Genomic DNA, 23,600 nt, shown 5'->3' with positions numbered 1-23,600 from the left:
ATGCCCGATAAGCACGGTGTTATCGGGCATCTGGAGGATTAATCTTTACGTGGATCGCTAATGGGCTGGCGAACCAGGAAGATGTAGGCAAGGGCCCCCACCATGGTGACGCAGCCACAGATGATCAGCGCCAGGCGGAAAGAGTTGGTGGTATCAACAATAAATCCGGTGACGATCGGCGCAAACGATGCGCAGATAAAGCTGGCAAAGTTCTGGATACTGCCCACGGAAGCGGTCATGCGTGAGGCGACGGCGACGTGGATCAGGCCCCAGCACGAGGTACCGGCGAAGTGGATACAGAACAGCGCCATACCGATCAGTAACACGGCGGCCATCGACGTTGTGGCCTGCGGCACAACGAAGGTGAAGGCTGCAGAGCAGAACATCCCGGCGATTATACAAATCTTACGGCTCTTAATCGGTGCCATACCGCCTTTTACCAGCCAGTCGGTGACAAAGCCGTTAATCAACATGCCGGCTGCGCCAAACAGGAACGGGATCGCCGCCATTAATCCGGTGCTTTTTAAATCCAGGTTGTAGGAGGTTTGCAGGTAGCCCGGCAGCCAGGCCAGGTATAACCATGCGGTATAGTTGATGCCGCTAAAGCCCAGCATCATGCCCCACATGGTACGGTTGCGAAACAGGCTGCGCCATTCGGCAAAGCTCAGCGGATCTCGGCGGGCATTGACGCTACCAGCGTTCAGGTACGCTTGTTCCGTGGCGCTCAGCTCAATTTGCTCGCGGTTGCGATACAGCATGTACCAGCCGATGGCGAGGAAAATACCCAGCACGCCAATGGTGATGAACATCCAGCGCCAGCCCATTACCAGCATCATGGCAGCCAGAATCGGCGGGCTAATGGCAACCCCGATGGTGGAGGCGGCGTTGAATAATCCCATCGGGCGGCCGCGCTCTTTGATGTTAAACCAGTCGTTGATGACCTTTACGCCGCACGGGTTCATTGGCGCTTCGCCGATCCCCATCCCGATACGCACCAACACAAACTGGGTGAAGCTGTGTACCATGCCGGACATCGCCTGAAACAGCGACCAGAAGAACATCCCCAGCCCCAGCATAATGCGCGGACCTTTGCGATCCAGCAGCGGGCCGCAGGGCAATTGCGCAATACCATAAGCGAGAGAAAATACCGACAGCAGCACGCCGATTTGCGTGGCGCTCAGCCCCAGTTCTTCACGAATCGTTAAGTTGGCGACCGACAGAGAACTGCGGTCGAGGTAATTAATAACCGCAGCAAAAAATAATAAAATCATTGCCGTGGTTTGAATACGTTTTATTCGGCTACTGCGTTGCACCATGCCCTCAGGCGGAACATTAATATCCGCAGATGATGACGTGCCAAACGAAGAACTCGGGTCGAGGGTAATATTATTTTTTTCCACGCCGGACTCCTGAACCTCAATAATTTATTTTTCACACAGCAGGACTGTGCAGTATTGAAAAAATACCGGTGATGAATCAATTTGCTCATCACCGCTCACAAAAGTTTTAATACAGTCGACTTAGCGTGAGCATAGGCAAGAGGTATTTTTCAGGCGTTTTTATTTTTATAAAATCGTGCTCCCGGTAATGATTTGCTGTTTTTTATCGGTACTTAATGGGCGGCGCTATGACTCTGGTTGATGGAACGAATCATTGATTGTTTGGCTGAATTCAAATGGTTACAAAGCGCCAGGGTGGCATCCAGGTCGCTGCGGCAGATCAGCGCGCTGAGGATGGTCATATGCTCATCGATGGCAATGATGTTGCGTTGTTTGAGGTCGCTCTCATCCCACTGATAGTGGAAGTGGAAAATCACGGAGATGATTTCAAGTGATTGATTGAAAAATATATTATCGGCAGCAGAGAGCAGCAAGGCATGAAACTCACGGTCTAACTGCGAGAACATACGAAAGCTGCTGCCGATGCTGTCGCGCAGGATCCGGTGGCGTTCCAGCAGCGTTTTCGCCTGCAGCCAGCGTGGGTCATCGTCGGGCAGATTGAGAAAATGTTGCAGGGAATGGGTTTCCAGCATTTCTCTGAGTTCAAACAGCTGCTCCGCATAGGCCTGATCGAACTGCTTCATGCTCCATTGACCGCGTTTTTCGTTTTTGATCAGGTTGTAACGTTCGAATTTTAAAAGATATTCCCGTACGACTACCGGACTGACGCCCGCGGCTCTGGCAAGCTGCAGTTCGGAGAAGCTCTCGCCTGCACGCAGCTGGCGCTGGTTGATCATGGTGAAAAAAGCCTGCTCAAAAATCCGGTTTTGCTCGGTCATGGAGGCGGTGGTGCAGGCAAAACCGTCGTCATGGTCGGGTTTACGCACGATAACATAGTGGCTGCCGACCTGGGTCAGCACGCCGCACTCGCCTAAGTGGCTCAGCATATGGCGCACGGTGGTGCGGCTGATGTTGTACATCTCTGCCAGTGCACTTTGTGAGGGGAGCGGGGAAGGGATATGACCACGCGCCATATCATCGATAATCTGGTTAATCACATTGTGGCGTAAGTTCTGCGAACGGCTCATGGCTTCTCCTTTTTATCTATTAAAACCCGATTTAAAACATTTTTATGCGCTGGGATTCACAGATTGTGTTTCTGCTTTCTCCGTCTTTTTTATTTTCGTTGATATCTGAGGCAACAAAAAACAGGAGAGCAGAATCATGTCTACGATGAATACGTTGATTTGCCAGGAACCTAAAAAATTAGTCTGGAAAGAACGCGAAATACCTATTCCGGGTGAGAGTGAAGCATTAATAAAAATTAAATCGGTAGGGATTTGTGGTACCGATATTCATGCCTGGGGTGGCAATCAACCTTTTTTCAGCTACCCACGTGTATTAGGGCATGAAATATGTGGGGAAATTGTCGGGCTGGGTAAGAATATACAGAATCTGAAAAATGGTCAGCAGGTGGCGGTTATTCCTTACGTGGCCTGCCAGCAGTGTCCGGCATGCCTGAGCGGGCGCACCAACTGCTGTGAGAAGATTTCAGTAATTGGCGTGCACCAGGATGGCGGTTTCAGTGAATATTTGTCCGTTCCGGTGACCAACCTGCTGGATGCGCAGGGGATTGACCCGCAGGCGGCGGCGCTGATTGAGCCTTATGCCATCAGCGCGCATGCGGTACGCCGGGCGGCGGTGGCGTCGGGTGAGCAGGTGTTGGTGGTCGGCGCTGGTCCGATTGGCCTGGGGGCAGCAGCGATTGCCAAAGCCGATGGCGCACAGGTGGTGGTCGCCGATACCAGTCCGGCGCGCCGAGACCATGTGGTTTCCCGCCTGGGACTCCCGGTTATCGACCCATCCGCTGAAGATTTTGATGCGCAGCTGCGCGCTCAGTTTGGCGGTTCGCTGGCGCAAAAGGTGATTGATGCCACGGGGAATCAGCATGCGATGAATAACACGGTGAATTTGATTCGTCATGGTGGCAGCATCGTTTTCGTTGGGTTGTTTAAAGGCGATTTGCAGTTCTCTGACCCTGAGTTCCACAAGAAAGAGACCACCATGATGGGCAGTCGCAACGCCACGCCGGAAGATTTCGCTAAAGTGGGCCGCCTGATGTCGGAAGGCAAATTGACCGCCGACATGATGCTTACGCACTGTTACGCGTTTGCCACACTGGCTGAAATCTACGAGCGGGATGTGATCAACAACCGTGAACTGATTAAAGGCGTGATCACGTTCTGAGAGGGAAAACAGGATGAAAACATTGAATCGACGTGATTTTCCGGGAGCCAGCTACCCAACGCGTGTGATCCAGTTTGGAGAAGGTAACTTTCTGCGGGCGTTTGTCGACTGGCAACTGGATATCCTCAACGAGCATACCGATCTGAACGCTGGCGTGACTATCGTTCGGCCAATTAATACCGATTTCCCGCCGTCGCTGAATACCCAGGACGGGCTGTATACCACGCTTATTCGCGGGCTAAACGAGCAGGGTGAGGCGGTGAGTGAGGCGCGGCTTATCCGTTCGGTGAATCACGAAATCAACCCGTACCAGGATTTCGCGTCGTATCTGGCGCTGGCGCACAATGCAGATATCCGTTTTGTGTTTTCAAATACTACCGAATCCGGAATTAGCTATCACGCGGCAGACTGTGTGGATGATGCGCCGCCAGTAAGCTTTCCGGCCAAACTGACGCGCCTGCTGCTGGAGCGCTTTAACCACTTTGAGGGCGCGGTGGATAAGGGCTGGGTAATTATCCCGTGCGAGCTTATCGACTATAACGGTGAGGCGCTCAAAACCCTGGTGCTGCGGTATGCGCAGGAGTGGCAGCTTCCTCCGGCATTTGCCGACTGGGTGGAGACGGCAAATACGTTCTGTTCCACGCTGGTTGACCGTATTGTCACCGGCTACCCGCGCGAAGAAGCCGCTGCGCTGGAGGCTACACTTGGCTATCACGATGCGTTTCTCGATACCGCGGAGCATTTTTACCTGTTTGTGATCCAGGGGCCGCAGTGGCTGGCAGAGGAGCTGAAGCTGGCGCAGTGTCCGCTGAATATCCGTGTAGTGAGCGATATCAAACCGTACAAAGAGCGCAAAGTCGCTATTCTCAATGGCGCGCATACGGCGCTGGTGCCGGTGGCGTGGCTGTGCGGGTTGGAGACCGTTGGCGAGGCGATGCAGGATGCTGATATCCGCCGCTTTGTCGAGCGGGCGATTAGTGAGGAGATTATTCCGGTGTTGGATCTCCCGGCGGACGAACTGCGAGAATTTGCCGATGCGGTGAGCGGGCGTTTTCAGAACCCCTACATTCGCCACCAGTTGCTTTCCATTGCGCTTAACGGGATGACTAAATTCCGCACCCGAATTTTGCCGCAACTGCTGGCGGGTGAGCAAAATGGGCGCTGGCCAGTGCGGTTAACGTTTGCCCTCGCTGCGCTGCTGTCGTTTTATCGCGCAGAGCGTAACGGGGAACGCTATCCGATACAGGATGATGAGCAGTGGGTAAGCCTCTATGCCAGCCTGTGGCCGCGAGTTGGCAATGATTTAACGCTGCGTGAACTGGTGGATGCAGTGCTTGGCGATGCGGCGCACTGGGGAGAGGATTTGACGTTGTTACCTGGGCTTGCCGGGCAGGTGACGGCCAACCTGGAGATGATTCTGGTGCAGGGTATGCGCCAGGCGGTGAACAGTCTGGAATAAGGTTGCCATGCAGCGCCCGGTGTGGTGTTGGGCGCTGTTTTTTTATCCCTGAGCAGCCACTATTTTGATTTCAACCATCCCGATCCCCAGCTTACGCGGTGAGTGACCGAGAATATTGCCCTCGTTGGTGGCGACCGGAGCGGGTGGAACAATAACCAGCGTATCGGCATTCGCCGGGTTATCAAAATGTAAGGTAGTGGTGCTGACGTCATGGCCTAACACCAGCGTCTGTTCCTCGTTGCCAACGCGCACGGGGATCGGACGATTGGCATTGTCGCCGAAGGCTTTCGCGGTAATGACCAGATCGAATTTCTTCGGCAACGGGGCTTTGTACTCTATCGTTACTTCTTCGCTGAGCTGCGCATTGGACCAGCGTCCCCAGGATTCGGGGCGTGAAATACCGCTAAATTGTTTCACCTCTTCCGGCGCGCCCGCCACGTTGAAAACGAAGCTATCTGCTTTGTAGCGAATGTCGTTATCGACAATTTTCAGTGTATCGACGTTACCTTTGTAGCGCTCCATGTCGATCACCGTATCTTTAAATACGGTTTTACTTTTCCATTTGGCTTTGTCGACGTGCTGCACAATTTGCTGCCCGCCTAACTGACCCTGTGAAACGCACCAGTCGGTAGAAAGCGCCAGCTCCGGCGCCCACAGTTGCGCCATTTTGTAGCAGCGATCGACCCAGACAAAGTTATCGCGCGGGGCAAAATCAGCCAGCTGGAAGCGCAGCGGGGCCGAGTATTCGCTTTCCGGCAGCGGCTCGACGCGTTTGTCCGATACCCGTAAAAGCAGCGGCAAGCGGAAATGGCTGCCGGAGAAGGAGAGCATATTTTTGTCCTGGTCGACGGTGAACTCTTTCATCTCTTTCGGGAAATTCCACAGGCGAATGATATCGGGCTTCCACGCCAGCATTTTTTCTTTAATGTTCAGGAATACTTCCGACACGGATTCGCTCGACAAGCTGCTACGGCCAAGACCGATAAAGTTATCGCCGCCGAGAATATCCAGTACCGTTGCGCCGTTATCCATCGTATTACGTTTTACCGCCAGCGTGTCCTGTTGCGGTTGGTCGCCGCGCAGCACGAAGAACAGGTTGTTACGATCCTGCTTGTTCAGATACTTCCATGCTGTGTTGTTCATCGCCAGATGATCGGAAGAAACCACGATAACGGTATCTTTAAACCACGGCGATGCTTTGATTTTATTGATAAATTCGGCAATGTTTTCCTGGCTACAGCTGACCGCGCTGAACGACTGGTTGGCCTTCCCGTCGATGTCATAACGTTTACGGTTGCAGCTACGTGAGATAAATCCATCCGGATGATGGGTATCCACGGTCAGGGTAAACAGTGAAAAACGCTGGCCCGAGCGCGAAAGCTCTTCGAATTTTTTCCATGCTTCGTCCAGCACGGTATCGTCGTAGAAGCCCCAGTCGTTACGATAGGCCGGGTCCGCCACCACGCTTTTTAACTCTTCCGCACCGTACAGATGGTCAAAGCCGTGAGATTTCAGGAACACGTCTTTGCCGGCAAAGCGCAGGTTGGCACCCTGCACAAAGTAGTTCTGATAGCCGGAGTTTTTCAGGATATCGCCCAGACAGATATTGTTAGGGAAGAAACTTGAGACCGACGCCGAGGCGTTGCCTTCAAATGGCGCAAACAGCGGAATACCGCACTGGGAGGCGACCATGCCAGCGATGGTGTAATCGGTACCCGGCAGTTGCATGGTATTGCTGAAATCCAGACCTTCATTTTTTAACGCGCCGAGTTCCGGGGTCAGATCCGGGAACGCGTCGTTATTAAAATAGGTGCGCTCGAGGCTCTCACCGTAGATATACACCAGGTTCAGCTTCGGGTTGGGAATGGTTTTCGACGGCTCTTTATAATACGTCGTAAAATCCGGATCGCCATCGCGCGACTGCGACTTCACCAGTTCGGTTATCTGGTGAAACGCCGGGCTGGCGTCAACGGAGGCCAGCGCCAGCAGCAGGGCCAGCAGACTGTAGCCCACATGATGCGGGTGATGGCGACGGCGGCGCAGGATCCAACCGAGCGCGACAAAAACCGTCGTCAGCGCCAGCGCGATGCCGACCCCCGGCAAAATATATTTTCCAATCCCCGCGCCGGTCAGGCTGTTGGTCAGCGTGTAGAGTACCGCGTCATTGATCCCGTCGCCGGTGAAATAGTCACTGGCGTACAGCGTGATATTCAGGACAATAAAAATCCCCAGCACCGTTAACGTGGCGGCAAACCACCAGGTGTTGCGACCCGCTTTCCAGGCGTAAATCAGCACTGAAGCGAGAAACAGAGTGATGGAGATTAATTCTGACAACGGTCGATCCTCAATAAACCGGGCACATGCCTGGCAGGCTAATCATTAGGGGAAAGCACAATGTAATAGCGATGTTATATTGCTGCAATTGTAGTGACATTAAATTACGTTGTTATTCAGAATTGGTTTAGATATGTGAGTTTTTTGCAGGGGATTTACTGGTTATTTAACGTGTGAATGTAATGGGGTAAAAAATAGATGCCGCGCAGGTTATACGCGGCATGTCGTGCGTCAGGAAATGAAGTTCATGCCCTGTTTTAACACCAGATCGCAGGCCTTGGTTTTAACCTGCTTCGCCAGCGAGCTGTTGCCAATCGTGTTCAGGTCCAGCTGTTGACCATCTTTGGCGTTGAGCAGACCCTGAATCCCGTCCATATAGTTGGTGTCTTGCTTCTGCTCAGGAGCACTGAGCCCCAGTTTATCCAGCACCTGGTTTTTGACGTTTTGCGTGTCGGTGACCGAGGCCAGCTTCTGTTTCGCGCAATATTCCAGGATCCCGGCGGCGTTATTCATGCTGCTGGAGGTCAACGACTGATTACTGCCATTCAGCAGGCTGGTCAGGGAAGAGAGCGACGAGCTGCTTTGCGAGCCGGAGCTTTGTTTGCTCAGCTCACTGGCCGCGCTGGAGAGCGAGTCCTGCCAGGAGGCAGCGAAAACGCTGGTGGAGATGAGCGTGCTGGCGGCAAGCGCACAGCACAGCAGACGTTTGGTAGTTTTCATCATTATATGCAACTCGTGTTATGCCTTTTCAGCGCAGTATAGCGCTGGCAGTCTTAGGAGTGGTCCTAATACGTTAATACTCTTTACCGGTGACCCGACTACGGTAGCTTTCCCAGTTAAAAATGACCCACAGGCTGTTGCCAAGGCGCATACGATCCATCACGCGCTCGCCCAGCAGCTTGTTCATTTCATCCATATTGCTGTTAGTTAACATGCCGGTCGGACGTTTTGAGGATGAACGGCGATCGACAATCTGATTAATAATCACTTTTTCATAGCGGGATTCGGTCTGCATGCCGATCTCGTCGATCACCAGCAGATCCACATTGCTCAGATCGTTGAGCAGCTGTTCTTCGCTGGTTTCACGATTGCTGAACGTTTCTTTCATCGCCGACATGATATCGGCCACGGTAATGATCAGTACCGACTTGCCGCGCAATAGCAGTTCGTTGCAGATGGCGGCGGCCAGATGGTTTTTGCCGGTGCCGGGTTTGCCGGAGAAGATAAAGCTGGCGATGTTGCCGTCAAACTCTTCAACGTATTGGCGGGCTTTGCTCAGGGCGTTCATCTGACCTTCGCACTCTACCCGATAGTTTTCGAACGAACAGTTCTGATGCAGCGGACGGATACCGGAACGGTTGAATGTGCGCTGCATTTTCATGGCCCGGTTTTCGCGGGCCAGCGCTGCGGCACGAATTTCACCTTGCTCTTTTTGCCATGCCAGCAGCTCCTCGCCCGTTTTAAAGGCGGGCTCGACATTAGGTGGCATCATTTTTTGCAGACGTTTCATCAGGTCGCCAACGTTTTTCATCGTTATCCTCTAAAACCCGGTGGAATGTGGCTGTCAGGTTCACTGACGCTGTTCACATCGCGCTTTGGCATTCCGCCATTGCTGGCCCGTCCAATCTGAATGCTGCGCGCCAGTTTTTGCTGCCACTGAATATGGTGAAAGACTTTGCCTTCAGCCTGCCAGTAGGCAACAAATGAGGCCAGTTCTTCAGCAGTAACCGGCTCTCGCAACGCTACGCCCCATAAAGCGGCCTGACGCTGAAAATCGGCATCAGGCTGCCAGGCAGCGTACATCGCAAATTTCCCCATTGGCACGGCAACGGGAGCGGTTTGCGGCTCTTCATAAAATTGATCATCCAATGTCACATCGCTTCCCGGGCGTGACAGTTTCTCCTCAAGCGCCAACAGCTCAGCCAGTCTCGCAGGCGTCACCGCGTAAAACGCTGGTGCATTGTTAGCGAATACGGCTACGGCGCCACCCGCAGACTTGGCCAGCACAGCGTGGTGATCGTGTAGTAAGGCGTCAATGCTCGTGACGTCTGGCGTCAAAATTTTGCAGGGCATAATGTTTCTCAATACTGAACAACAACCGAGAAGGGGACTGCTTTTATAGTAACACAGAGAAGAAGGAGAGCAGCAGGTGAGGGGAGATTCCCCTCTCTGCACGGCATTAAAGAAAGTGTACCGTCAAACGCGTGGACGTTTGCGATACAGCCATAATCCTGGCACGGACAGACCGATGGAGAGCGCACCGACAATCGATGAGGCTTTCAGGAAGTTGGTCAGCAGGGTAATCATCAGCACTTCGCTGTAACCAAAATGGCCGATTTTTACTGCTGAGATCATGGCTGTGTAGGCGGAGATCCCCGGAAACATAGGGATCACTGCCGCGACGGTGAAGACTTTCGGATGCGCCAGATACCAGCGCGACCACTGGATCCCAATGCAGCCGACCAGCAGCGACGCCATAAATGTTGACCATTCAATATTAAACCCTGCGGTCATCATCACCATTCGTGAGCCGTGACCGAGTGCGCCGAGTAATGCGCACCATGGGAGCGCCCGATGGGGGACATTGAATACCATGGCAAAGCCAAGCGCTGGGATCGCCGACAGGATCATATCCTGCATCAGCGCCAGTATGAAATCGATCACGCCCATCCGCGCAGCCCCCATAAGGTCATCGACACGATCACGCCAATACAGGTTGCTAACGTAAGCAGACTGGCAATAGCCCAGCGAGCGAGCCCGGTATTAATGTGTCCCTTAAACATATCCGCGACGGAGTTGATCAACGGAAAACCCGGAACCAGCAGTAGCACGCTGGCGGCCATAGCGATAGTCGGAGTATTACTAAAAGTCGGCAACGTCAGCAGCAAGCCTGAAATGGTGGTCGCCACAAAGGCGGTGATGCAAAAATTGATTTGCGGATGCAAATGCCGGGATGCCAGTATCTGGCGGATATACATCGCCACCATGCTGGCGAAAAAGGTGATCACCGCACCATCCCACCCGCCGTTATTGAGTTTACAAAAACAGGCGCAGGATAAACCGACCATCAGGGCGACCAGCCATCTTGGATAGCGCAGTGGTTTAATCTGGCTAAAGCGTTTCTCTACGCCTTTAACATCCAGCAGTTTATGTTCCGCCAAAATGACAATGTGCTGCACTTCTGTCACGACGTGCATATTAATGCCGCGATCTTGATTTTTTCGCGTTGATGTCAGGCATTGCCCGTCTTTAATGGTGGTCAGGACGATAGCGTTAGAGGAGATAGCGCTTTCTACACTATCCATGCCAAGCGCCAGCCCGAGGCGGGTGGAAAGCTCGTCAACCAGCGCGCTTTCTGCCCCATGCTGAAGTAAATAAAGACCGCATTGAATACATAACCGTGTAACCGTTCGCTGTGACGACTGCTCTGTTTGCATGGTTCGCTCTGACTGAAAAGGATCTCTTTGAGTGACGAATGTTTACTTTTATCATGAAGCATGAGCCCGCTGGCTCTGGCTAAGATCAATCTTTGTGTCGAAAAAAGACACCGACGATACGGTTATGGCATATTAACACTCCCCACCCGCCGAGGTATGAGAGGGCGCATGACTGTAATGTAGCGTTATTTATCCGGATGGCAAATACATAAGCCATGCTAACGACCTATTGTAGTTATTTTAATTTTACAAATAACGTATTTATGCGTAATCATGTAATAATAGCTTGACAGTTTGGCTTTATCTGGATTGTAGTGCCAATACTTTTATTTTAATAAACGCCAAGGATAAGCAATTCACCCCGTTTATTGTTCGGAGTATTTTCTCGTGAATTAATGGCTATTAATTTATTCGGGAAAACTGAATTAAGTACGATTACGGACTGGTGAGTGTGGAGGGGATATGTTGCAAGGACGCTGCAAAAACGCAATTATTATTAGTAAATCACCGATTATACAGACCGGGCTTAAAGGTATAATACAGGCGCAGTTTGCCGATTACGAACTCACATACTGTCGTTCTGTTGAAGAGCTAACATTATTACAACTACGGTACGCTGATTTGGTGATTGCTGATTTAACTGGAGACTGCAATTATCCTCGTTCAGTCTGCGAACAATATTATTCTTTATTATCTCAATACCGTGATATTCACTGGGTCTTTCTCGTCTCTCGTATTTTTTATCCTTTGGCTATTGAGCTACTGATGTGTCCTGTCAGTTCGCTACTCTCTGATGCAGAGCCGATAGAAAGTTTAGTGAGCGTCATTCACGCAGGAAATGCGCGAGCAGAAAGAATAAGTAAGACACTACTTTCTCCACCTGCCATGCCGCAATTGTTAGATCATAGCGCGCGCTCAATAGTCCTCACTCTCTCTGAAAGGAAAGTGCTACGCCTCCTTGGGAAAGGCTGGGGAATTAATCAGATTGCGATGTTGCTGAAGAAAAGCAATAAAACAATCAGTGCCCAAAAGAATAGCGCTATGCGTCGCTTGTCGATAAATAGCAATGCAGAAATGTATGCCTGGATAAATAGTTCTCAAGGATCGCGAGAACTTAATTTACCTTCAGTTTATGGAGAAACCACGGAATGGAAAGCAGAATCATCAAAAGAAACGTTGCACTGGTAGAAAAGTGTACAATGAGCAGTGTAGGTATTAATAGTTTATTTAATACCATGCCAGATGACCAATATAAACTTCATCTCTTTTCTAGCCAGCCCACTTTTAGTCAGGCAATGTTAAAGATGTCGTTTTCGGCAGTTATTTTTTCTCTCTCTGCAATCAGAAGCGATCGCAGAGCTGGGTTGGCCTATTTAACGGAACTGGCGATAAATTTTCCACGGATTCGCCGTGTGGTGATTGCCGATGATGACGCTGAAGCGCGTTTAATTGGCTCCTTGTCCCCCTTGCCGCTGGATGGCGTTGTGAGTAAAGCTTCTTCGTTAACGGTGCTACAGGACGCTTTATTTACGGCGTTAAGCAGCCCAAGCCGAGGAACCGAAAGCACGAAAAACCATTGGTATATTAATCAAAGCCGCATGCTCAGTCCGACAGAACGAGAAATACTGCGCTTTATGTCAAATGGCTATTCGATGCCGCAGATTGCCGCTCAGCTTGAACGGAACATTAAAACCATTCGGGCACACAAATTTAATGTGATGTCCAAACTGGGAGTAAGCTCAGATGCCGGGTTACTGGATGCTGCCGATATCCTGCTGTACCTGCGAGCTGGCGAGCCAGCGCCCTTTATGCAGGTGGCTTCGTGACAGGCAACGTTGACGTGCTTTGTGCCGGGTTTGGTCGCCGATTTGGCGCGTGAAGCATTACTGACACACGTCAACCCAGGTGGCAGAAGTCAGTTCAGCCATCCTCTCAGGCGTGATGCGAACCGCGCTGTGGATGGCACCTGCGGCAGGCAACACTTCAGCGTAGTGCTTCAGAGAAACATCACAGTACACTGAAATCGGTGTTTCTAATCCGAAGGGGCAAACGCCGCCAACGGGATTCCCCGTCGCGCTCACGACCTCATCACTACTCAACATACGGGCTTTGGCACCGAACGTACTCTTTAGCTTTTTATTATCCAGTCGGGCATCACCTTTTGCCACGACCAGGATGATGTCGTTCTTCACCTTTAGCGAAAGTGTTTTCGCTATCTGGCCAGGTTCAACGTTATGGGCTTTTGCTGCCAGATCAACGGTTGCTGTGCTCTGATCTAATTCGATAATCTCAATATCTGGTGCATGTTGCGCCAGGAATTGACGTACTGATTGCAAACTCATTCTTCTCTCCCTATCGCTTACAGATAACCCTGCACAGCAGAAAACATGCAGGATGTAATTTGTCATAGGGGCAACCGTACTGTAAATATTTTATTGTAACAACATAGCAACATTAGCAGTTTTTCGATCGTCTTCACAATCAAAGAAACCGGTTACAGTAACCGGTTGCAGAATGCTGAAATGACGATTAATACTGAAGTTGTCACTTCCTCTGTATCACATAATAAGAGCCATCTATGAAACTTAACTCGAATAGCGGTAGTGCTGGTGTTCCTCCCGGCACGGTTGCGAAAAGTGGTAATGGGCTTTACGTGGTGGTGTTGATGCCAACACGGTTGCAGGATTTTGCACAACGGGAGAACGGCTATGTCTATTAACCATGCTGTGTTTAACGTGATTTTCCGCTTTGTTGAAAACTATGTTAGCCCTGTTGCCGGGCGCATCTCTTCACAACGTCATGTCATGGCTATTCGTGACGGTTTTATTTCGGCGATGCCTTTTATGATTGTAGGCTCTTTTCTGCTGGTTTTTGCCTATCCGCCGTTTTCTCCGGATACCACCTGGGGATTCGCCCGTGCGTGGCTGGATTTGGCAAAACAGTTTGAAGGCCAAATCCTCACACCGTTTGATATGACGATGGGGATCATGTCGGTCTACATATGTGCGGCTATTGCTTATAACCTGGGCAAGCACTATGTGAAGTCGCATCAGTTAGATCCGTTTATGTGTGCGATGCTATCAATCATGGCTTTTTTGCTGATTGCCGCGCCAAAAATCAAAGGCACGATGCCGGTTGATAGTCTGGGAGGAACGGGGATTTTCACCGCCATCCTGGTAGCCATTTACTGCGTTGAAATGATGCGCTTCCTGAAGGCGCACAACATTGGCATCCGTTTACCCGATCAGGTGCCGCCGATGATCAAAAACTCTTTCGATCTGCTGATCCCGGTGCTGGTGGTGGTGCTGACGCTGTACCCGCTAAGCCTTGTGATACAGTCGCAGTTTGACATGCTGATCCCGCAGGCCATTATGGCCATTTTCAAACCACTGGTGTCGGCTGCAGATTCTCTCCCGGCGATCCTGCTGGCGGTATTGATCGGCCATCTGCTGTGGTTTGCCGGTATTCATGGCGCGGCTATTGTGTCGGGAATGCTGCAAATGTTCTGGCTCACCAATCTCGGGATGAACCAGTCGGCGCTGGCGCAGGGTGCGCCGTTACCGCATATCTTTATGGAAGCGTTCTGGACGTTCTTCATTGTGGTTGGTGGTTCCGGCGCGACGATGGGGTTGGTGATTTGCTATCTGCGGAGTCGTTCCGCTCATCTACGCTCGATTGGGCGTCTGAGCGTGGTCCCCAGCATTTTTAATATTAACGAACCGGTGATATTCGGTACGCCGATTGTCATGAACCCGGTGTTTTTTATCCCCTTCCTGCTGGCTCCGATGGTGAATGCGGTACTGGCGTGGGCGGCGATGAAACTGGATTTAATTGGGCGGGTAATTTCAGTGGTTCCCTGGACGGCCCCGGCTCCGGTTGGCGCCGCATGGGCGTTAGGTTGGGATTATCGTGCGGCTATCCTGGTGGTGCTGTTGGCGCTGGTATCGGCCGTTATCTACTTCCCGTTCTTTAAGGTCTACGAAAAGCAGTTATTAGCGCAGGAAAAAGAAGAAGCGCAGCGTATGGAAGAGGAAAACCAGCAGGTTGCATAAATATCTGGCGAGGGGCTACGGCTCCTCGCTTACTTCAGTGTGCAGTCTCCGCATTGCTGAACGTCAGGCAGGCGATAGCGTTGGCAGCAGGTTCTGCGCACTAACAGCCCTTCACGCGGAACAACGGTACGCCATAGAGGATTATCCTGACCGCAGGAAAGTTGTTTCTCAAAAAAGCAGGTCTGGCGCAGCGTGGTCAGCAGTTCTTCACCTAACAACGGCTTCATTTCCGTTAAATACCAGTGAATTAAGTATCCGGTGTTGCTCCAGATAAGCTTTGCGTTGATCTCACCCGTCGCTTCAAGCGCCTGCACAACCGGCGTTAGCGCTGAGATAATCAGCGTTTCCATGCGTTGTTGAGGAGACAGGGCTGTAGCCAGATGATCCTGATGGACATCGATCCAGAAGCAGGCTGCTCGGCCCGTTTCGTGGAATTCTACGTGCATGTGTTCAGGAGAGACGTCTATAGCCTCTTTTTGCGTCAGCAGGGCCACCATTAACGGGGGCATCATCAGACCGATATACCATTGCGCCCAAAGAGATATCAGGGGCTTATTTTCGCGGGGCAGCGTGGGCTGGTTGCGATAGATATGGTCTGAATAAACAGCGAGCAATGAACTTAGCGTCGTCGGTTGCGTCCATTCATGCAGCGTCATTGCACCTGGCACAGGCGTTTCGTCAAGACGAATGAAGTCCAGCAAGTGCTCGCGAGTTTTGGCTATCGTTGCGCGTACGGCAGCAGCCAGCGAGGGCATCTCTGAGGGGAGATGGCTACGCCAGATGACATCTTCAACGATCGGTGCGGAACGATAAGCCATGTTGATATAAGGATGTTAATCTTAATGATAATGATTGCTAATCCTATAATTGGTGTTAAGCGATAGCAAGATCTTTGTCGCCATCTCGGGTGGCACCGCACAGAAAGCTCAGGTAGAAGGGCAGTTTACCCGTAGCTCATCGCTGACCAGAGTATTGTTACGCCCAAGATTCTTTGCCTCGTAAAGGGCTTTATCCGCTTTGGCAATAGCAGCATCAATATCCTGTTCGACCAGAGGCGCAATGCCGATACTGACGGTTACGTTGGTTGCCACGCTCTCATTAAACATGTGAGGGATTTTAAGGTCGTACACTTTCTGGCGGATACGTTCGGCGGCAGCCTGGGCCTGCTGTGGATCGACCGCGGTCAGCAAAATCATAAACTCTTCACCGCCAAAACGCGCCACCACATCCCTGGAGCGGACGGAGTCTCGGATGGCGGCAGAAACACGGATCAACGCCTGGTCGCCCATCATATGTCCGTAATGATCGTTATAGGATTTGAAATGGTCGATATCCAGCAGCAGAACGAAGTGTCTCGAATTACTTAGGGCCAACAGCGTGTCGAGCCGGTGTTGCAGCCCCCGGCGATTATACAAACCGGTTAGCGGGTCGAGCATGCTGAGCCCGTTCAGGGTTTCTCGTTCCTCCAGCAGTTTGTACATCAGTTGCTGAGCGAACCCATCGTAGCGCTTTTGTATCACATGCTGGATGGCGATACCGGCCATAGGCAGCGCCATAAAATAGAAAATCCGCAAACCATGCTCGCTGCCGTTAAGCCATAAACAAACGGCGACGGAGGGAAGTGAGTGGAGCGTAAACGCGATGATATTATTGGCAAAAGCGATAGAGCCAATAAACAGTACGCTGAGAAGCGCTATTAACAGGAAATAATAATCATTCTGACCTAGAGCATTATATTTCAATAATATGTGTAACGCCCATAACAAGCCAAAAACGATTGAAATAAAAGGGAGATTAATTCTTTTATCCACGTATTTCCCATGCCATACCAGCAGCAGTGTACTCATCACCAGCATCAGCAACGCCGGTACTGATAAGGCTTTGACCGCAAACAGTGGGAAAAAAAGCGTAAACAGCGCGGAGACTGCGTTGAGCAGCAGAAACAGTCGTAAAGAGAGTTGGTATTTTTTGGTGCGCAGAGTTCGCCAGGATTGTACTGTCATAGGTAAATATTGTTAGTTATCTGCAATGTACGAAGGTGTGTTGGTAAATAAAACAAATAACGAACGGGGTATCATTCGCAGAGGTTTTTATTGTTTTTAGTTGAAGAGCTAACCGGTGAGCAATTTATCACCTTGGATTATTCATGTCATCAATCGTTAAGTAAAACTCATATAATTGATAGTGCTTCACGGCTGACAAATGAGAAATTTTATCATATGATATTGGTTATCATTATCAATGTCGTAGGTGGAATCATGTTGCAACGTACGCTGGGCAGTGGATGGGGTGTTTTGCTGCCGGGAATGCTGATTGCCGGGATGGCATATAGCGACCTGTCGGTCTACGTATGGAAGGTGATGATTGTATTAGGATTACTACTGACTTCGCTCATGTTGTACCACAAGCGTTTACGGCACTTTGTTTTGTTACCTTCATGCGCGGCGCTGATAGGTGGCATTGTTCTGGTAATGATGAACTGGAATCAGGGATGAACAAAACTAGAGAAGGAAATCGAGAGGGAAATAAGATAATTGGTGCGAGGGGGGGGACTCGAACCCCCACATCCTAAGGACACTAACACCTGAAGCTAGCGCGTCTACCAATTCCGCCACCTTCGCACAGTCATCTTATTTTTTTGATATCGCCTCGTTGGTGCGAGGGGGGGGACTCGAACCCCCACATCCTAAGGACACTAACACCTGAAGCTAGCGCGTCTACCAATTCCGCCACCTTCGCCCAGTGCGAGCAATATCAACGTGGATTATGGTGCGAGGGGGGGGACTTGAACCCCCACGTCCGAAAGGACACTAACACCTGAAGCTAGCGCGTCTACCAATTCCGCCACCTTCGCATACCATCGACACTCAAAAAGTATCGTTACCACGGAGGCGAATTCTAGAGATTTTATGCAGGGCGTCAACTGTTAATTATCGAACTTAACGTGATTGCCGAAAAAAAAGGCGTTTCTTCGGCTTTGGCGTTTTATGCAGGCCGGATAAGCGATAGCGCCATCCGGCGTTGCTCGATGTCATGCCGGATGTCGGCGTAAACGCCTTATCTGGCCTACAGCGGTTAGGCTTTTTTCGCCTGGCGCGTCATGATGGTGCGATAGACCTTGAAGCGCCCGGTCTGCGCGATAACTTCGTGGAAGCCAAACACTTCATCCAGAATCTTCGGATAAGGCAGGAAGGCGTTTGCCACAATACGCAGTTCACCGCCACTGTTCAGATGACGCACGGCGCCGCGAATCAGCGTTTGCGCGGCATCAAGGCTGGTCTGCATTCCGTCGTGGAACGGTGGGTTGGAGATGATCATATCAAATCGGCCCGTTACGTCAGAAAAGACGTTACTGGCGATGACGTCACCTTCAATGCCATTGGCTGCAAGCGTTGCACGGCTGGCTTCAACGGCGGCGGCGCTAACATCGCACAGGGTTAAGCGCACTTTCGGCGAGTGGCTGGCTAAGGCGACGGAGAGAACGCCTGCGCCACAGCCGACATCCAGCACTTTGCCTTTGGTGTGTGGCGTTAGCGTGGAGAGCAGCAGTTGGCTGCCAACATCCAGGCCGTCACGGCTGAAGACGCCCGGCAGCGTTTTGATGGTCAGATTTTCTGTCTGGTATTCATCCCAGTATTTTTCTGCATCAAAGACCGGCTGTTTTTCCAGACGACCGTGGTACAGGCCACAGCGACGTGCGCTGTCGACTTTGTTTAACGGTGCGTATTCGGCCAGCATCTGCTCTGCGCTACGTACGCCGCTGCGATTCTCACCGACAACAAAAATATCGGTGCCAACCGGTAACAGCGACAGAATGTTCATCAACTGGAACTGGGCTTCCGGCTTATTCTTCGGCCAGTAGTAGATCAGTGTATCGCTATCGGCAACGTCATCGGCCTGCGCGATGAGGCTGAAGCGGACGTTGTCGCCCATCTGGCGGTTAAGCACCTGCCAGTGGTGAAGTTGCTGAGTGTGCGCTCGGCTGGCGGCACTTTCAAAATGGGCAGGCAGGTCATCCTGCAAATCACCGGCAAACAGAATACGGCTTTGTTCGAAATCATCACTGTGGCGCAGCAAGACTTCACTTGCCGGGGTAAAAGCAGACATGGAATGCTCCTTAAATTGTACAGCGGGGGATTATAGTTGTTTGATGGCACGGATTCGACAAATTTGCTATATTTGCGCCCCTGATAGACAGGAGTGTTTCGCTATGACATCCCGACGAGACTGGCAGTTACAGCAACTGGGCATTACGCAGTGGTCGTTGCGTCGTCCTGGCGCACTGCAGGGCGAGATCGCGATTTCCATTCCTGCGCATGTCCGTTTGGTGATGGTTGCTGCACAGTTACCCGCGCTAACCGAACCATTGATGAGCGATATTTTACGCGCATTAACCGTCAGCCCGGATCAGGTTTTACAACTGACGCCTGACCGTGTCGCCATGCTGCCGCAAGGCAGTCGCTGTAATAGCTGGCGGCTGGGAACCGAAGAGCCGCTGCTGCTGGAGGGCGCTCAGGTCGAGAGTCCTGCGTTTAATGAATTACGGGAAAACCCAGCGGCACGCGCCGCGTTATGGCAACAAATCTGCGCATATGAACACGATTTCTTCCCTCGAACCGACTGATTTACCCGCAGCATTTCATATTGAAAAACGCGCCCACGCTTTTCCGTGGAGTGAAAAAACATTTGCCAGCAACCAGGGCGATCGCTACCTCAATTTTCAGTTGAGAGTTGATGACGTGATGGCGGCTTTTGCGATTACGCAGGTCGTGCTGGATGAAGCTACGCTGTTCAATATTGCCGTCGATCCTGACTTTCAGCGCCGTGGGCTGGGGCGTGAGCTGTTGGAGCATTTGATCGATGAGCTGGAAAAGCGTGGCATTTTGACGCTGTGGCTTGAAGTGCGCGCCTCGAATGCGGCCGCTATCGCGCTGTACGAAAGCTTAGGCTTTAACGAGGCGACAATCCGTCGCAATTACTATCCAACGGCCGATGGTCACGAAGACGCCATCATCATGGCGTTGCCAATCAGCATGTAAGACAAGGTGTAATGATGAAGAAGTGGGACTGGATTTTCTTTGATGCCGACGAAACGCTGTTTACATTTGACTCGTTTACCGGCTTACAGCGGATGTTTCTCGACTATAGCATTACCTTTACCGCTGAAGATTTTCAGGACTACCAGGCCGTGAATAAACCGCTGTGGGTGGATTACCAAAACGGCGCGATTACCTCATTACAACTGCAGCATGCCCGTTTTCAGAGCTGGGCCGAACGCCTGAAGGTTGAACCGGGCCAGCTTAATGATGCATTCATCAATGCGATGGCGGAGATCTGCTCGCCGTTGCCGGGGGCGGTTTCTCTGCTCAATGCGATTCGTGATAAAGCGAAAATCGGCATCATTACTAACGGCTTTACCGCGTTGCAGCAAATCCGCCTTGAGCGGACGGGGCTGCGCGATTATTTCGACCTGCTGGTGATTTCTGAGCAGGTTGGGGTGGCAAAACCTGATTCCCGTATTTTTGACCATGCGCTGGAGCAGGCGGGCAATCCTGACCGTTCTCGCGTGCTAATGGTGGGTGACACCGCAGAGTCCGATATTCTTGGCGGCATTAACGCCGGGCTATCCACCTGCTGGCTAAATACGCACCACCGCGAGCAGCCAGCGGGCATTCAGCCGACCTGGACCGTAGCGTCATTAAGCGAACTGGAGCAGCTCCTGTGTAAACACTGATTGCCTCCCCCCCGTTGATGGGTAAAATAGCCGCAATTTTTCGTATTCAACTTGCCCGGCCCGTTGCCGTGCTTACCTAAGAAGATTTGACTATGACGTTGTCTCCTTATTTGCAAGAGGTGGCCAAACGCCGCACTTTTGCCATTATTTCTCACCCGGATGCCGGTAAAACGACAATTACTGAAAAGGTACTGTTATTCGGACAGGCCATTCAGACCGCCGGTACGGTAAAAGGCCGTGGCTCCAGCCAGCATGCAAAATCTGACTGGATGGAAATGGAAAAGCAACGTGGTATCTCCATTACCACCTCTGTGATGCAGTTTCCGTATCATGACTGCCTGGTTAACCTGCTGGACACCCCGGGGCACGAAGACTTCTCCGAAGATACCTATCGTACTCTGACGGCGGTGGACTGCTGTCTGATGGTTATCGATGCTGCAAAAGGCGTTGAAGATCGTACCCGTAAGCTGATGGAAGTTACCCGTCTGCGCGATACGCCGATCCTGACCTTTATGAACAAACTCGACCGTGATATCCGCGATCCGATGGAGCTGCTGGATGAAGTTGAGAACGAACTGAAAATCGGCTGTGCGCCGATCACCTGGCCGATTGGCTGCGGTAAGTTGTTCAAAGGTGTCTACCACCTTTATAAAGATGAAACTTACCTGTATCAGACTGGTAAAGGCCACACCATTCAGGAAGTGCGTGTTGTTAAAGGTCTTAACAACCCGGAACTTGATACTGCCGTGGGTGAAGACCTGGCGCAGCAGCTGCGCGACGAGCTGGAGCTGGTGCAGGGCGCGTCCAACGAGTTCGACCATGAGTTGTTCCTTGCGGGCGAAATCACCCCGGTCTTCTTCGGTACCGCGTTGGGTAACTTCGGCGTTGACCATATGCTGGATGGCTTAGTGGAGTGGGCGCCTGCGCCGATGCCGCGTAAAACCGACACCCGCGTCGTCGAAGCCTCAGAAGAGAAGTTCACCGGTTTCGTGTTTAAAATTCAGGCCAACATGGACCCGAAACACCGTGACCGTGTGGCGTTCATGCGTGTGGTATCCGGCAAGTATGAGAAAGGCATGAAAATGCGCCAGGTGCGCATTGGTAAAGACGTGGTGATCTCCGACGCACTCACCTTTATGGCCGGTGACCGTTCTCATGTGGAAGAAGCGTATCCGGGCGATATTCTTGGTCTGCATAACCATGGCACTATCCAGATCGGCGATACCTTTACCCAGGGCGAAATGATGAAGTTCACCGGTATTCCGAACTTCGCGCCAGAGCTGTTCCGTCGTATTCGCCTGAAGGATCCATTGAAGCAGAAACAGCTGCTGAAAGGGCTGGTTCAGCTGTCAGAAGAGGGTGCAGTACAGGTATTCCGTCCGATCGCCAACAACGATCTGATCGTCGGTGCGGTGGGGGTGCTGCAGTTTGACGTGGTGGTTTCACGTCTGAAGAGTGAGTACAACGTTGAAGCGATTTATGAATCCGTCAACGTGGCGACTGCGCGCTGGGTAGAATGTTCTGACGTGAAGAAATTCGAAGAATTTAAGCGTAAGAACGAAATTCAGCTGGCGCTGGATGGCGGCGATAACCTCACCTATATCGCGCCAACCATGGTTAACCTGAATCTCACCCAGGAACGTTACCCGGACGTTCAGTTCCGTAAAACACGCGAACACTAATCGACCTTCCAGGGCACGGTATCCGCCGTGCCCTGCAACTTTTCCTGTCTTTTAAATCCCTTGCGGAATGTTCTTAAAACCTCGCGTTTTTCTTTTGTTTGCCTGTTTTTTAGTCAAGTTGGGCAGCGATCACGAAATCCTGAACTATATTTAACAATGTGATGACATAAATATCGGCGTTTAATGCTTTTTAGGCTGCCTGTTGTAGCTTCTATTGCTGATATTTATTCCACTTACAAAATTAGTTGCTGGTTCAGGCCGTGTAACGGCAGAGCCTGGCTTTTAGCAAAACATACAGGAATACATCGATGACAATGACAGGACTTAAGATTTCTAAAACGCTGCTGGCCGTGATGCTGACCTCCGCTGTTGCAACGGGTTCTGCTTATGCAGAAAACGCCACGATGGATAAAGCGCAATCCGGCGTCGAAAGTGCGGGGCAGAAAGTCGATAGCTCTATGAACAAAGTCGGTAATTTCATGGATGACAGCACCATCACCGCGAAAGTAAAAGCCGCGCTGGTGGACCACGATAGCATTAAGAGCACCGATATTTCCGTCAAGACCGATCAGAAAGTAGTAACGCTAAGCGGCTTTGTTGAAAGCCAGGCGCAGGCTGAAGAAGCGGTGAAAGTGGCGAAAGGCGTTGAGGGTGTGACCTCCGTTAGCGACAAACTGCACGTGCGTGATAGTAAAGAAACCTCCGTTAAAGGCTATGCGGGCGATACGGCAATCACAAGTGAAGTAAAAGCCAAGCTGCTGGCCGATGATATTGTCCCTTCACGCAAGGTGAAAGTTGAGACCACCGATGGCGTTGTGCAACTTTCAGGCTCTGTCGATTCACAAGCTCAAAGCGATCGCGCTGAGAGCATCGCCAAAGCGATTGATGGCGTGAAAAGCGTTAAAAACGATCTCAAAACTCACTAATTAGACTTAATTCGCCCTCCTGACGTTTGTCGGGAGGCGTATTGTGCACCACACTGAAAATATCGCCGATGGGTAGCCTGAGCGCTCATATCAAGCGGTGAAATTAACTATGGTAAAGGAGAAGCATATGTTTCGATGGGGCATCATATTTCTGGTTATCGCGTTAATTGCCGCTGCACTGGGTTTTGGTGGACTGGCGGGTACCGCTGCAGGCGCAGCGAAAATTGTTTTTGTGGTGGGTATCATTCTGTTTCTGGTCAGCCTGTTTACCGGGCGTAAACGACCCTAGT

General features: G+C 51.3%; 25 protein-coding genes and 3 tRNA genes. 13 read left to right on the top strand and 15 right to left on the bottom strand.

Annotated features, from left to right (window positions below; all coding sequences use genetic code 11):
- Positions 1 to 38: 38 nt before the first annotated feature.
- Together OGX67_RS06210 and OGX67_RS06205 are read right to left on the bottom strand one after the other, a co-directional pair.
- Complete coding sequence (locus OGX67_RS06210; protein ID WP_003845612.1) at positions 39 to 1,400, bottom strand: MFS transporter; 1,362 nt, start codon at positions 1,398 to 1,400, stop codon at positions 39 to 41.
- Between the two features lie 212 nt (positions 1,401 to 1,612).
- Positions 1,613 to 2,527, bottom strand: coding sequence for a GntR family transcriptional regulator (locus OGX67_RS06205; protein WP_003019148.1), 915 nt, complete (start codon positions 2,525 to 2,527; stop codon positions 1,613 to 1,615).
- A gap of 136 nt (positions 2,528 to 2,663) precedes the next feature.
- Here OGX67_RS06205 and OGX67_RS06200 point away from each other — a divergent pair, with 136 nt between their 5' ends.
- Both OGX67_RS06200 and OGX67_RS06195 read left to right on the top strand, forming a co-directional pair.
- Positions 2,664 to 3,686: a zinc-binding alcohol dehydrogenase family protein gene (locus tag OGX67_RS06200; RefSeq protein ID WP_057063135.1), complete on the top strand. Its 1,023-nt coding sequence runs from the start codon at positions 2,664 to 2,666 to the stop codon at positions 3,684 to 3,686.
- Positions 3,687 to 3,699: 13 nt separating this feature from the next.
- Entirely contained in the window at positions 3,700 to 5,145 is a 1,446-nt protein-coding gene (locus tag OGX67_RS06195) for a tagaturonate reductase (protein ID WP_268043142.1), read from the top strand.
- A 42-nt stretch (positions 5,146 to 5,187) separates the two neighbouring features.
- Here OGX67_RS06195 and opgB read toward each other — a convergent pair whose 3' ends face one another.
- From opgB to OGX67_RS06165, 6 genes are all read right to left on the bottom strand, one after another.
- The gene (gene opgB / locus OGX67_RS06190) at positions 5,188 to 7,479 is read right to left on the bottom strand and encodes a phosphatidylglycerol--membrane-oligosaccharide glycerophosphotransferase (protein WP_257651265.1); all 2,292 of its coding nucleotides are present in this window, start codon (positions 7,477 to 7,479) and stop codon (positions 5,188 to 5,190) included.
- Between the two features lie 231 nt (positions 7,480 to 7,710).
- Entirely contained in the window at positions 7,711 to 8,202 is a 492-nt protein-coding gene (locus tag OGX67_RS06185; RefSeq protein ID WP_003830016.1) for a YjjA family protein, read from the bottom strand.
- Between the two features lie 70 nt (positions 8,203 to 8,272).
- Complete coding sequence (gene dnaC, locus OGX67_RS06180; RefSeq protein ID WP_003019133.1) at positions 8,273 to 9,010, bottom strand: replicative helicase loader DnaC; 738 nt, start codon at positions 9,008 to 9,010, stop codon at positions 8,273 to 8,275.
- A 2-nt stretch (positions 9,011 to 9,012) separates the two neighbouring features.
- Positions 9,013 to 9,552: a primosomal protein DnaT gene (dnaT, locus tag OGX67_RS06175; protein ID WP_003019130.1), complete on the bottom strand. Its 540-nt coding sequence runs from the start codon at positions 9,550 to 9,552 to the stop codon at positions 9,013 to 9,015.
- 123 nt (positions 9,553 to 9,675) lie between these two features.
- Positions 9,676 to 10,149: a threonine/serine exporter gene (locus OGX67_RS06170; RefSeq protein WP_003019127.1), complete on the bottom strand. Its 474-nt coding sequence runs from the start codon at positions 10,147 to 10,149 to the stop codon at positions 9,676 to 9,678.
- Positions 10,140 to 10,916, bottom strand: a complete 777-nt coding sequence (locus tag OGX67_RS06165; protein WP_257651264.1) for a threonine/serine exporter family protein — start codon at positions 10,914 to 10,916, stop codon at positions 10,140 to 10,142. Before OGX67_RS06165 ends, OGX67_RS06170 begins: the two co-directional genes overlap by 10 nt.
- Before the next feature lie 462 nt (positions 10,917 to 11,378).
- Here OGX67_RS06165 and OGX67_RS06160 point away from each other — a divergent pair, with 462 nt between their 5' ends.
- The gene (locus OGX67_RS06160) at positions 11,379 to 12,104 is read left to right on the top strand and encodes a helix-turn-helix transcriptional regulator (protein ID WP_003019119.1); all 726 of its coding nucleotides are present in this window, start codon (positions 11,379 to 11,381) and stop codon (positions 12,102 to 12,104) included.
- The gene (gene bglJ / locus OGX67_RS06155; protein ID WP_257651263.1) at positions 12,065 to 12,742 is read left to right on the top strand and encodes a DNA-binding transcriptional activator BglJ; all 678 of its coding nucleotides are present in this window, start codon (positions 12,065 to 12,067) and stop codon (positions 12,740 to 12,742) included. The genes OGX67_RS06160 and bglJ overlap by 40 nt, the downstream gene beginning before the upstream one ends.
- A gap of 57 nt (positions 12,743 to 12,799) precedes the next feature.
- On the opposite strand, the gene OGX67_RS06150 is transcribed toward bglJ, so the two are convergent.
- Positions 12,800 to 13,258, bottom strand: coding sequence for a YbaK/EbsC family protein (locus tag OGX67_RS06150; protein WP_257651262.1), 459 nt, complete (start codon positions 13,256 to 13,258; stop codon positions 12,800 to 12,802).
- A 236-nt stretch (positions 13,259 to 13,494) separates the two neighbouring features.
- On the opposite strand from OGX67_RS06150, the gene OGX67_RS06145 reads away from it, so the two are divergent.
- Both OGX67_RS06145 and OGX67_RS06140 read left to right on the top strand, forming a co-directional pair.
- Positions 13,495 to 13,635, top strand: a complete 141-nt coding sequence (locus tag OGX67_RS06145) for a hypothetical protein (RefSeq protein ID WP_008322136.1) — start codon at positions 13,495 to 13,497, stop codon at positions 13,633 to 13,635.
- A complete protein-coding gene (locus tag OGX67_RS06140) occupies positions 13,625 to 14,968 on the top strand; it encodes a PTS sugar transporter subunit IIC (RefSeq protein ID WP_257651261.1) in 1,344 nt (447 codons plus the stop codon). The genes OGX67_RS06145 and OGX67_RS06140 overlap by 11 nt, the downstream gene beginning before the upstream one ends.
- 29 nt (positions 14,969 to 14,997) lie before the next feature.
- Here the strand turns inward: OGX67_RS06140 and fhuF are convergent, their stop codons facing one another.
- Together fhuF and OGX67_RS06130 are read right to left on the bottom strand one after the other, a co-directional pair.
- Entirely contained in the window at positions 14,998 to 15,786 is a 789-nt protein-coding gene (fhuF, locus tag OGX67_RS06135; protein WP_008322135.1) for a siderophore-iron reductase FhuF, read from the bottom strand.
- Between the two features lie 108 nt (positions 15,787 to 15,894).
- The gene (locus OGX67_RS06130; RefSeq protein ID WP_003019105.1) at positions 15,895 to 16,971 is read right to left on the bottom strand and encodes a GGDEF domain-containing protein; all 1,077 of its coding nucleotides are present in this window, start codon (positions 16,969 to 16,971) and stop codon (positions 15,895 to 15,897) included.
- Between the two features lie 255 nt (positions 16,972 to 17,226).
- Between OGX67_RS06130 and OGX67_RS06125 the strand changes: the two genes are divergently transcribed.
- The gene (locus tag OGX67_RS06125; protein WP_003019100.1) at positions 17,227 to 17,463 is read left to right on the top strand and encodes a DUF1435 domain-containing protein; all 237 of its coding nucleotides are present in this window, start codon (positions 17,227 to 17,229) and stop codon (positions 17,461 to 17,463) included.
- A 40-nt stretch (positions 17,464 to 17,503) separates the two neighbouring features.
- On the opposite strand, the gene OGX67_RS06120 is transcribed toward OGX67_RS06125, so the two are convergent.
- The 4 genes from OGX67_RS06120 to rsmC all read right to left on the bottom strand — a co-directional run bounded on the left by OGX67_RS06120 (position 17,504) and on the right by rsmC (position 19,075).
- Positions 17,504 to 17,589 (bottom strand) — tRNA-Leu (locus tag OGX67_RS06120).
- Between the two features lie 32 nt (positions 17,590 to 17,621).
- Positions 17,622 to 17,707: transfer RNA gene (locus OGX67_RS06115), tRNA-Leu, on the bottom strand.
- A gap of 28 nt (positions 17,708 to 17,735) precedes the next feature.
- Positions 17,736 to 17,822, bottom strand: a tRNA-Leu gene (locus OGX67_RS06110).
- A gap of 221 nt (positions 17,823 to 18,043) precedes the next feature.
- The gene (rsmC, locus tag OGX67_RS06105) at positions 18,044 to 19,075 is read right to left on the bottom strand and encodes a 16S rRNA (guanine(1207)-N(2))-methyltransferase RsmC (protein WP_257651260.1); all 1,032 of its coding nucleotides are present in this window, start codon (positions 19,073 to 19,075) and stop codon (positions 18,044 to 18,046) included.
- Between the two features lie 103 nt (positions 19,076 to 19,178).
- Here rsmC and holD point away from each other — a divergent pair, with 103 nt between their 5' ends.
- From holD to OGX67_RS06075, 6 genes are all read left to right on the top strand, one after another.
- A complete protein-coding gene (gene holD, locus OGX67_RS06100) occupies positions 19,179 to 19,592 on the top strand; it encodes a DNA polymerase III subunit psi (RefSeq protein WP_003837254.1) in 414 nt (137 codons plus the stop codon).
- On the top strand, positions 19,561 to 20,007 hold the full coding sequence (gene rimI / locus OGX67_RS06095) for a ribosomal protein S18-alanine N-acetyltransferase (RefSeq protein ID WP_003019092.1): 447 nt from the start codon (positions 19,561 to 19,563) through the stop codon (positions 20,005 to 20,007). The genes holD and rimI overlap by 32 nt, the downstream gene beginning before the upstream one ends.
- A 14-nt stretch (positions 20,008 to 20,021) precedes the next feature.
- Positions 20,022 to 20,702: a pyrimidine 5'-nucleotidase gene (gene yjjG, locus OGX67_RS06090; RefSeq protein WP_003019088.1), complete on the top strand. Its 681-nt coding sequence runs from the start codon at positions 20,022 to 20,024 to the stop codon at positions 20,700 to 20,702.
- 92 nt (positions 20,703 to 20,794) lie between these two features.
- A complete protein-coding gene (gene prfC / locus OGX67_RS06085) occupies positions 20,795 to 22,384 on the top strand; it encodes a peptide chain release factor 3 (protein WP_003019086.1) in 1,590 nt (529 codons plus the stop codon).
- A gap of 308 nt (positions 22,385 to 22,692) precedes the next feature.
- Positions 22,693 to 23,310, top strand: coding sequence for a molecular chaperone OsmY (gene osmY, locus OGX67_RS06080; protein ID WP_048216855.1), 618 nt, complete (start codon positions 22,693 to 22,695; stop codon positions 23,308 to 23,310).
- A 127-nt stretch (positions 23,311 to 23,437) separates the two neighbouring features.
- Positions 23,438 to 23,599 (top strand): DUF1328 domain-containing protein, encoded by a 162-nt coding sequence (locus tag OGX67_RS06075; RefSeq protein WP_003019081.1) that lies wholly within the window; start codon positions 23,438 to 23,440, stop codon positions 23,597 to 23,599.
- Position 23,600: the final 1 nt, after the last annotated feature.

This window comes from Citrobacter sp. Cf118, assembly GCF_030334095.1.
Lineage (GTDB): Bacteria > Pseudomonadota > Gammaproteobacteria > Enterobacterales > Enterobacteriaceae > Citrobacter > Citrobacter freundii.
This window is presented reverse-complemented; position numbering and strand designations above follow the sequence as displayed.

What these genes read in the sequence shown, in the direction of transcription:
- OGX67_RS06200 (WP_057063135.1), top strand. Translation starts at nt 2,664, where the DNA reads ATGTCTACGATGAATACGTTGATTTGCCAGGAACCTAAAAAATTAGTC.
- OGX67_RS06150 (WP_257651262.1), bottom strand. Translation starts at nt 13,258, where the DNA reads ATGAGTTTGCAATCAGTACGTCAATTCCTGGCGCAACATGCACCAGAT.
- fhuF (WP_008322135.1), bottom strand. Translation starts at nt 15,786, where the DNA reads ATGGCTTATCGTTCCGCACCGATCGTTGAAGATGTCATCTGGCGTAGC.
- OGX67_RS06145 (WP_008322136.1), top strand. Translation starts at nt 13,495, where the DNA reads ATGAAACTTAACTCGAATAGCGGTAGTGCTGGTGTTCCTCCCGGCACG.
- yjjG (WP_003019088.1), top strand. Translation starts at nt 20,022, where the DNA reads ATGAAGAAGTGGGACTGGATTTTCTTTGATGCCGACGAAACGCTGTTT.
- OGX67_RS06140 (WP_257651261.1), top strand. Translation starts at nt 13,625, where the DNA reads ATGTCTATTAACCATGCTGTGTTTAACGTGATTTTCCGCTTTGTTGAA.
- OGX67_RS06130 (WP_003019105.1), bottom strand. Translation starts at nt 16,971, where the DNA reads ATGACAGTACAATCCTGGCGAACTCTGCGCACCAAAAAATACCAACTC.
- rsmC (WP_257651260.1), bottom strand. Translation starts at nt 19,075, where the DNA reads ATGTCTGCTTTTACCCCGGCAAGTGAAGTCTTGCTGCGCCACAGTGAT.
- OGX67_RS06075 (WP_003019081.1), top strand. Translation starts at nt 23,438, where the DNA reads ATGTTTCGATGGGGCATCATATTTCTGGTTATCGCGTTAATTGCCGCT.
- OGX67_RS06165 (WP_257651264.1), bottom strand. Translation starts at nt 10,916, where the DNA reads ATGCAAACAGAGCAGTCGTCACAGCGAACGGTTACACGGTTATGTATT.
- dnaC (WP_003019133.1), bottom strand. Translation starts at nt 9,010, where the DNA reads ATGAAAAACGTTGGCGACCTGATGAAACGTCTGCAAAAAATGATGCCA.
- bglJ (WP_257651263.1), top strand. Translation starts at nt 12,065, where the DNA reads ATGGAAAGCAGAATCATCAAAAGAAACGTTGCACTGGTAGAAAAGTGT.
- OGX67_RS06160 (WP_003019119.1), top strand. Translation starts at nt 11,379, where the DNA reads ATGTTGCAAGGACGCTGCAAAAACGCAATTATTATTAGTAAATCACCG.
- OGX67_RS06185 (WP_003830016.1), bottom strand. Translation starts at nt 8,202, where the DNA reads ATGATGAAAACTACCAAACGTCTGCTGTGCTGTGCGCTTGCCGCCAGC.
- prfC (WP_003019086.1), top strand. Translation starts at nt 20,795, where the DNA reads ATGACGTTGTCTCCTTATTTGCAAGAGGTGGCCAAACGCCGCACTTTT.
- dnaT (WP_003019130.1), bottom strand. Translation starts at nt 9,552, where the DNA reads ATGCCCTGCAAAATTTTGACGCCAGACGTCACGAGCATTGACGCCTTA.
- OGX67_RS06125 (WP_003019100.1), top strand. Translation starts at nt 17,227, where the DNA reads ATGTTGCAACGTACGCTGGGCAGTGGATGGGGTGTTTTGCTGCCGGGA.
- OGX67_RS06195 (WP_268043142.1), top strand. Translation starts at nt 3,700, where the DNA reads ATGAAAACATTGAATCGACGTGATTTTCCGGGAGCCAGCTACCCAACG.
- OGX67_RS06170 (WP_003019127.1), bottom strand. Translation starts at nt 10,149, where the DNA reads ATGGGCGTGATCGATTTCATACTGGCGCTGATGCAGGATATGATCCTG.
- holD (WP_003837254.1), top strand. Translation starts at nt 19,179, where the DNA reads ATGACATCCCGACGAGACTGGCAGTTACAGCAACTGGGCATTACGCAG.
- osmY (WP_048216855.1), top strand. Translation starts at nt 22,693, where the DNA reads ATGACAATGACAGGACTTAAGATTTCTAAAACGCTGCTGGCCGTGATG.
- rimI (WP_003019092.1), top strand. Translation starts at nt 19,561, where the DNA reads ATGAACACGATTTCTTCCCTCGAACCGACTGATTTACCCGCAGCATTT.
- OGX67_RS06205 (WP_003019148.1), bottom strand. Translation starts at nt 2,527, where the DNA reads ATGAGCCGTTCGCAGAACTTACGCCACAATGTGATTAACCAGATTATC.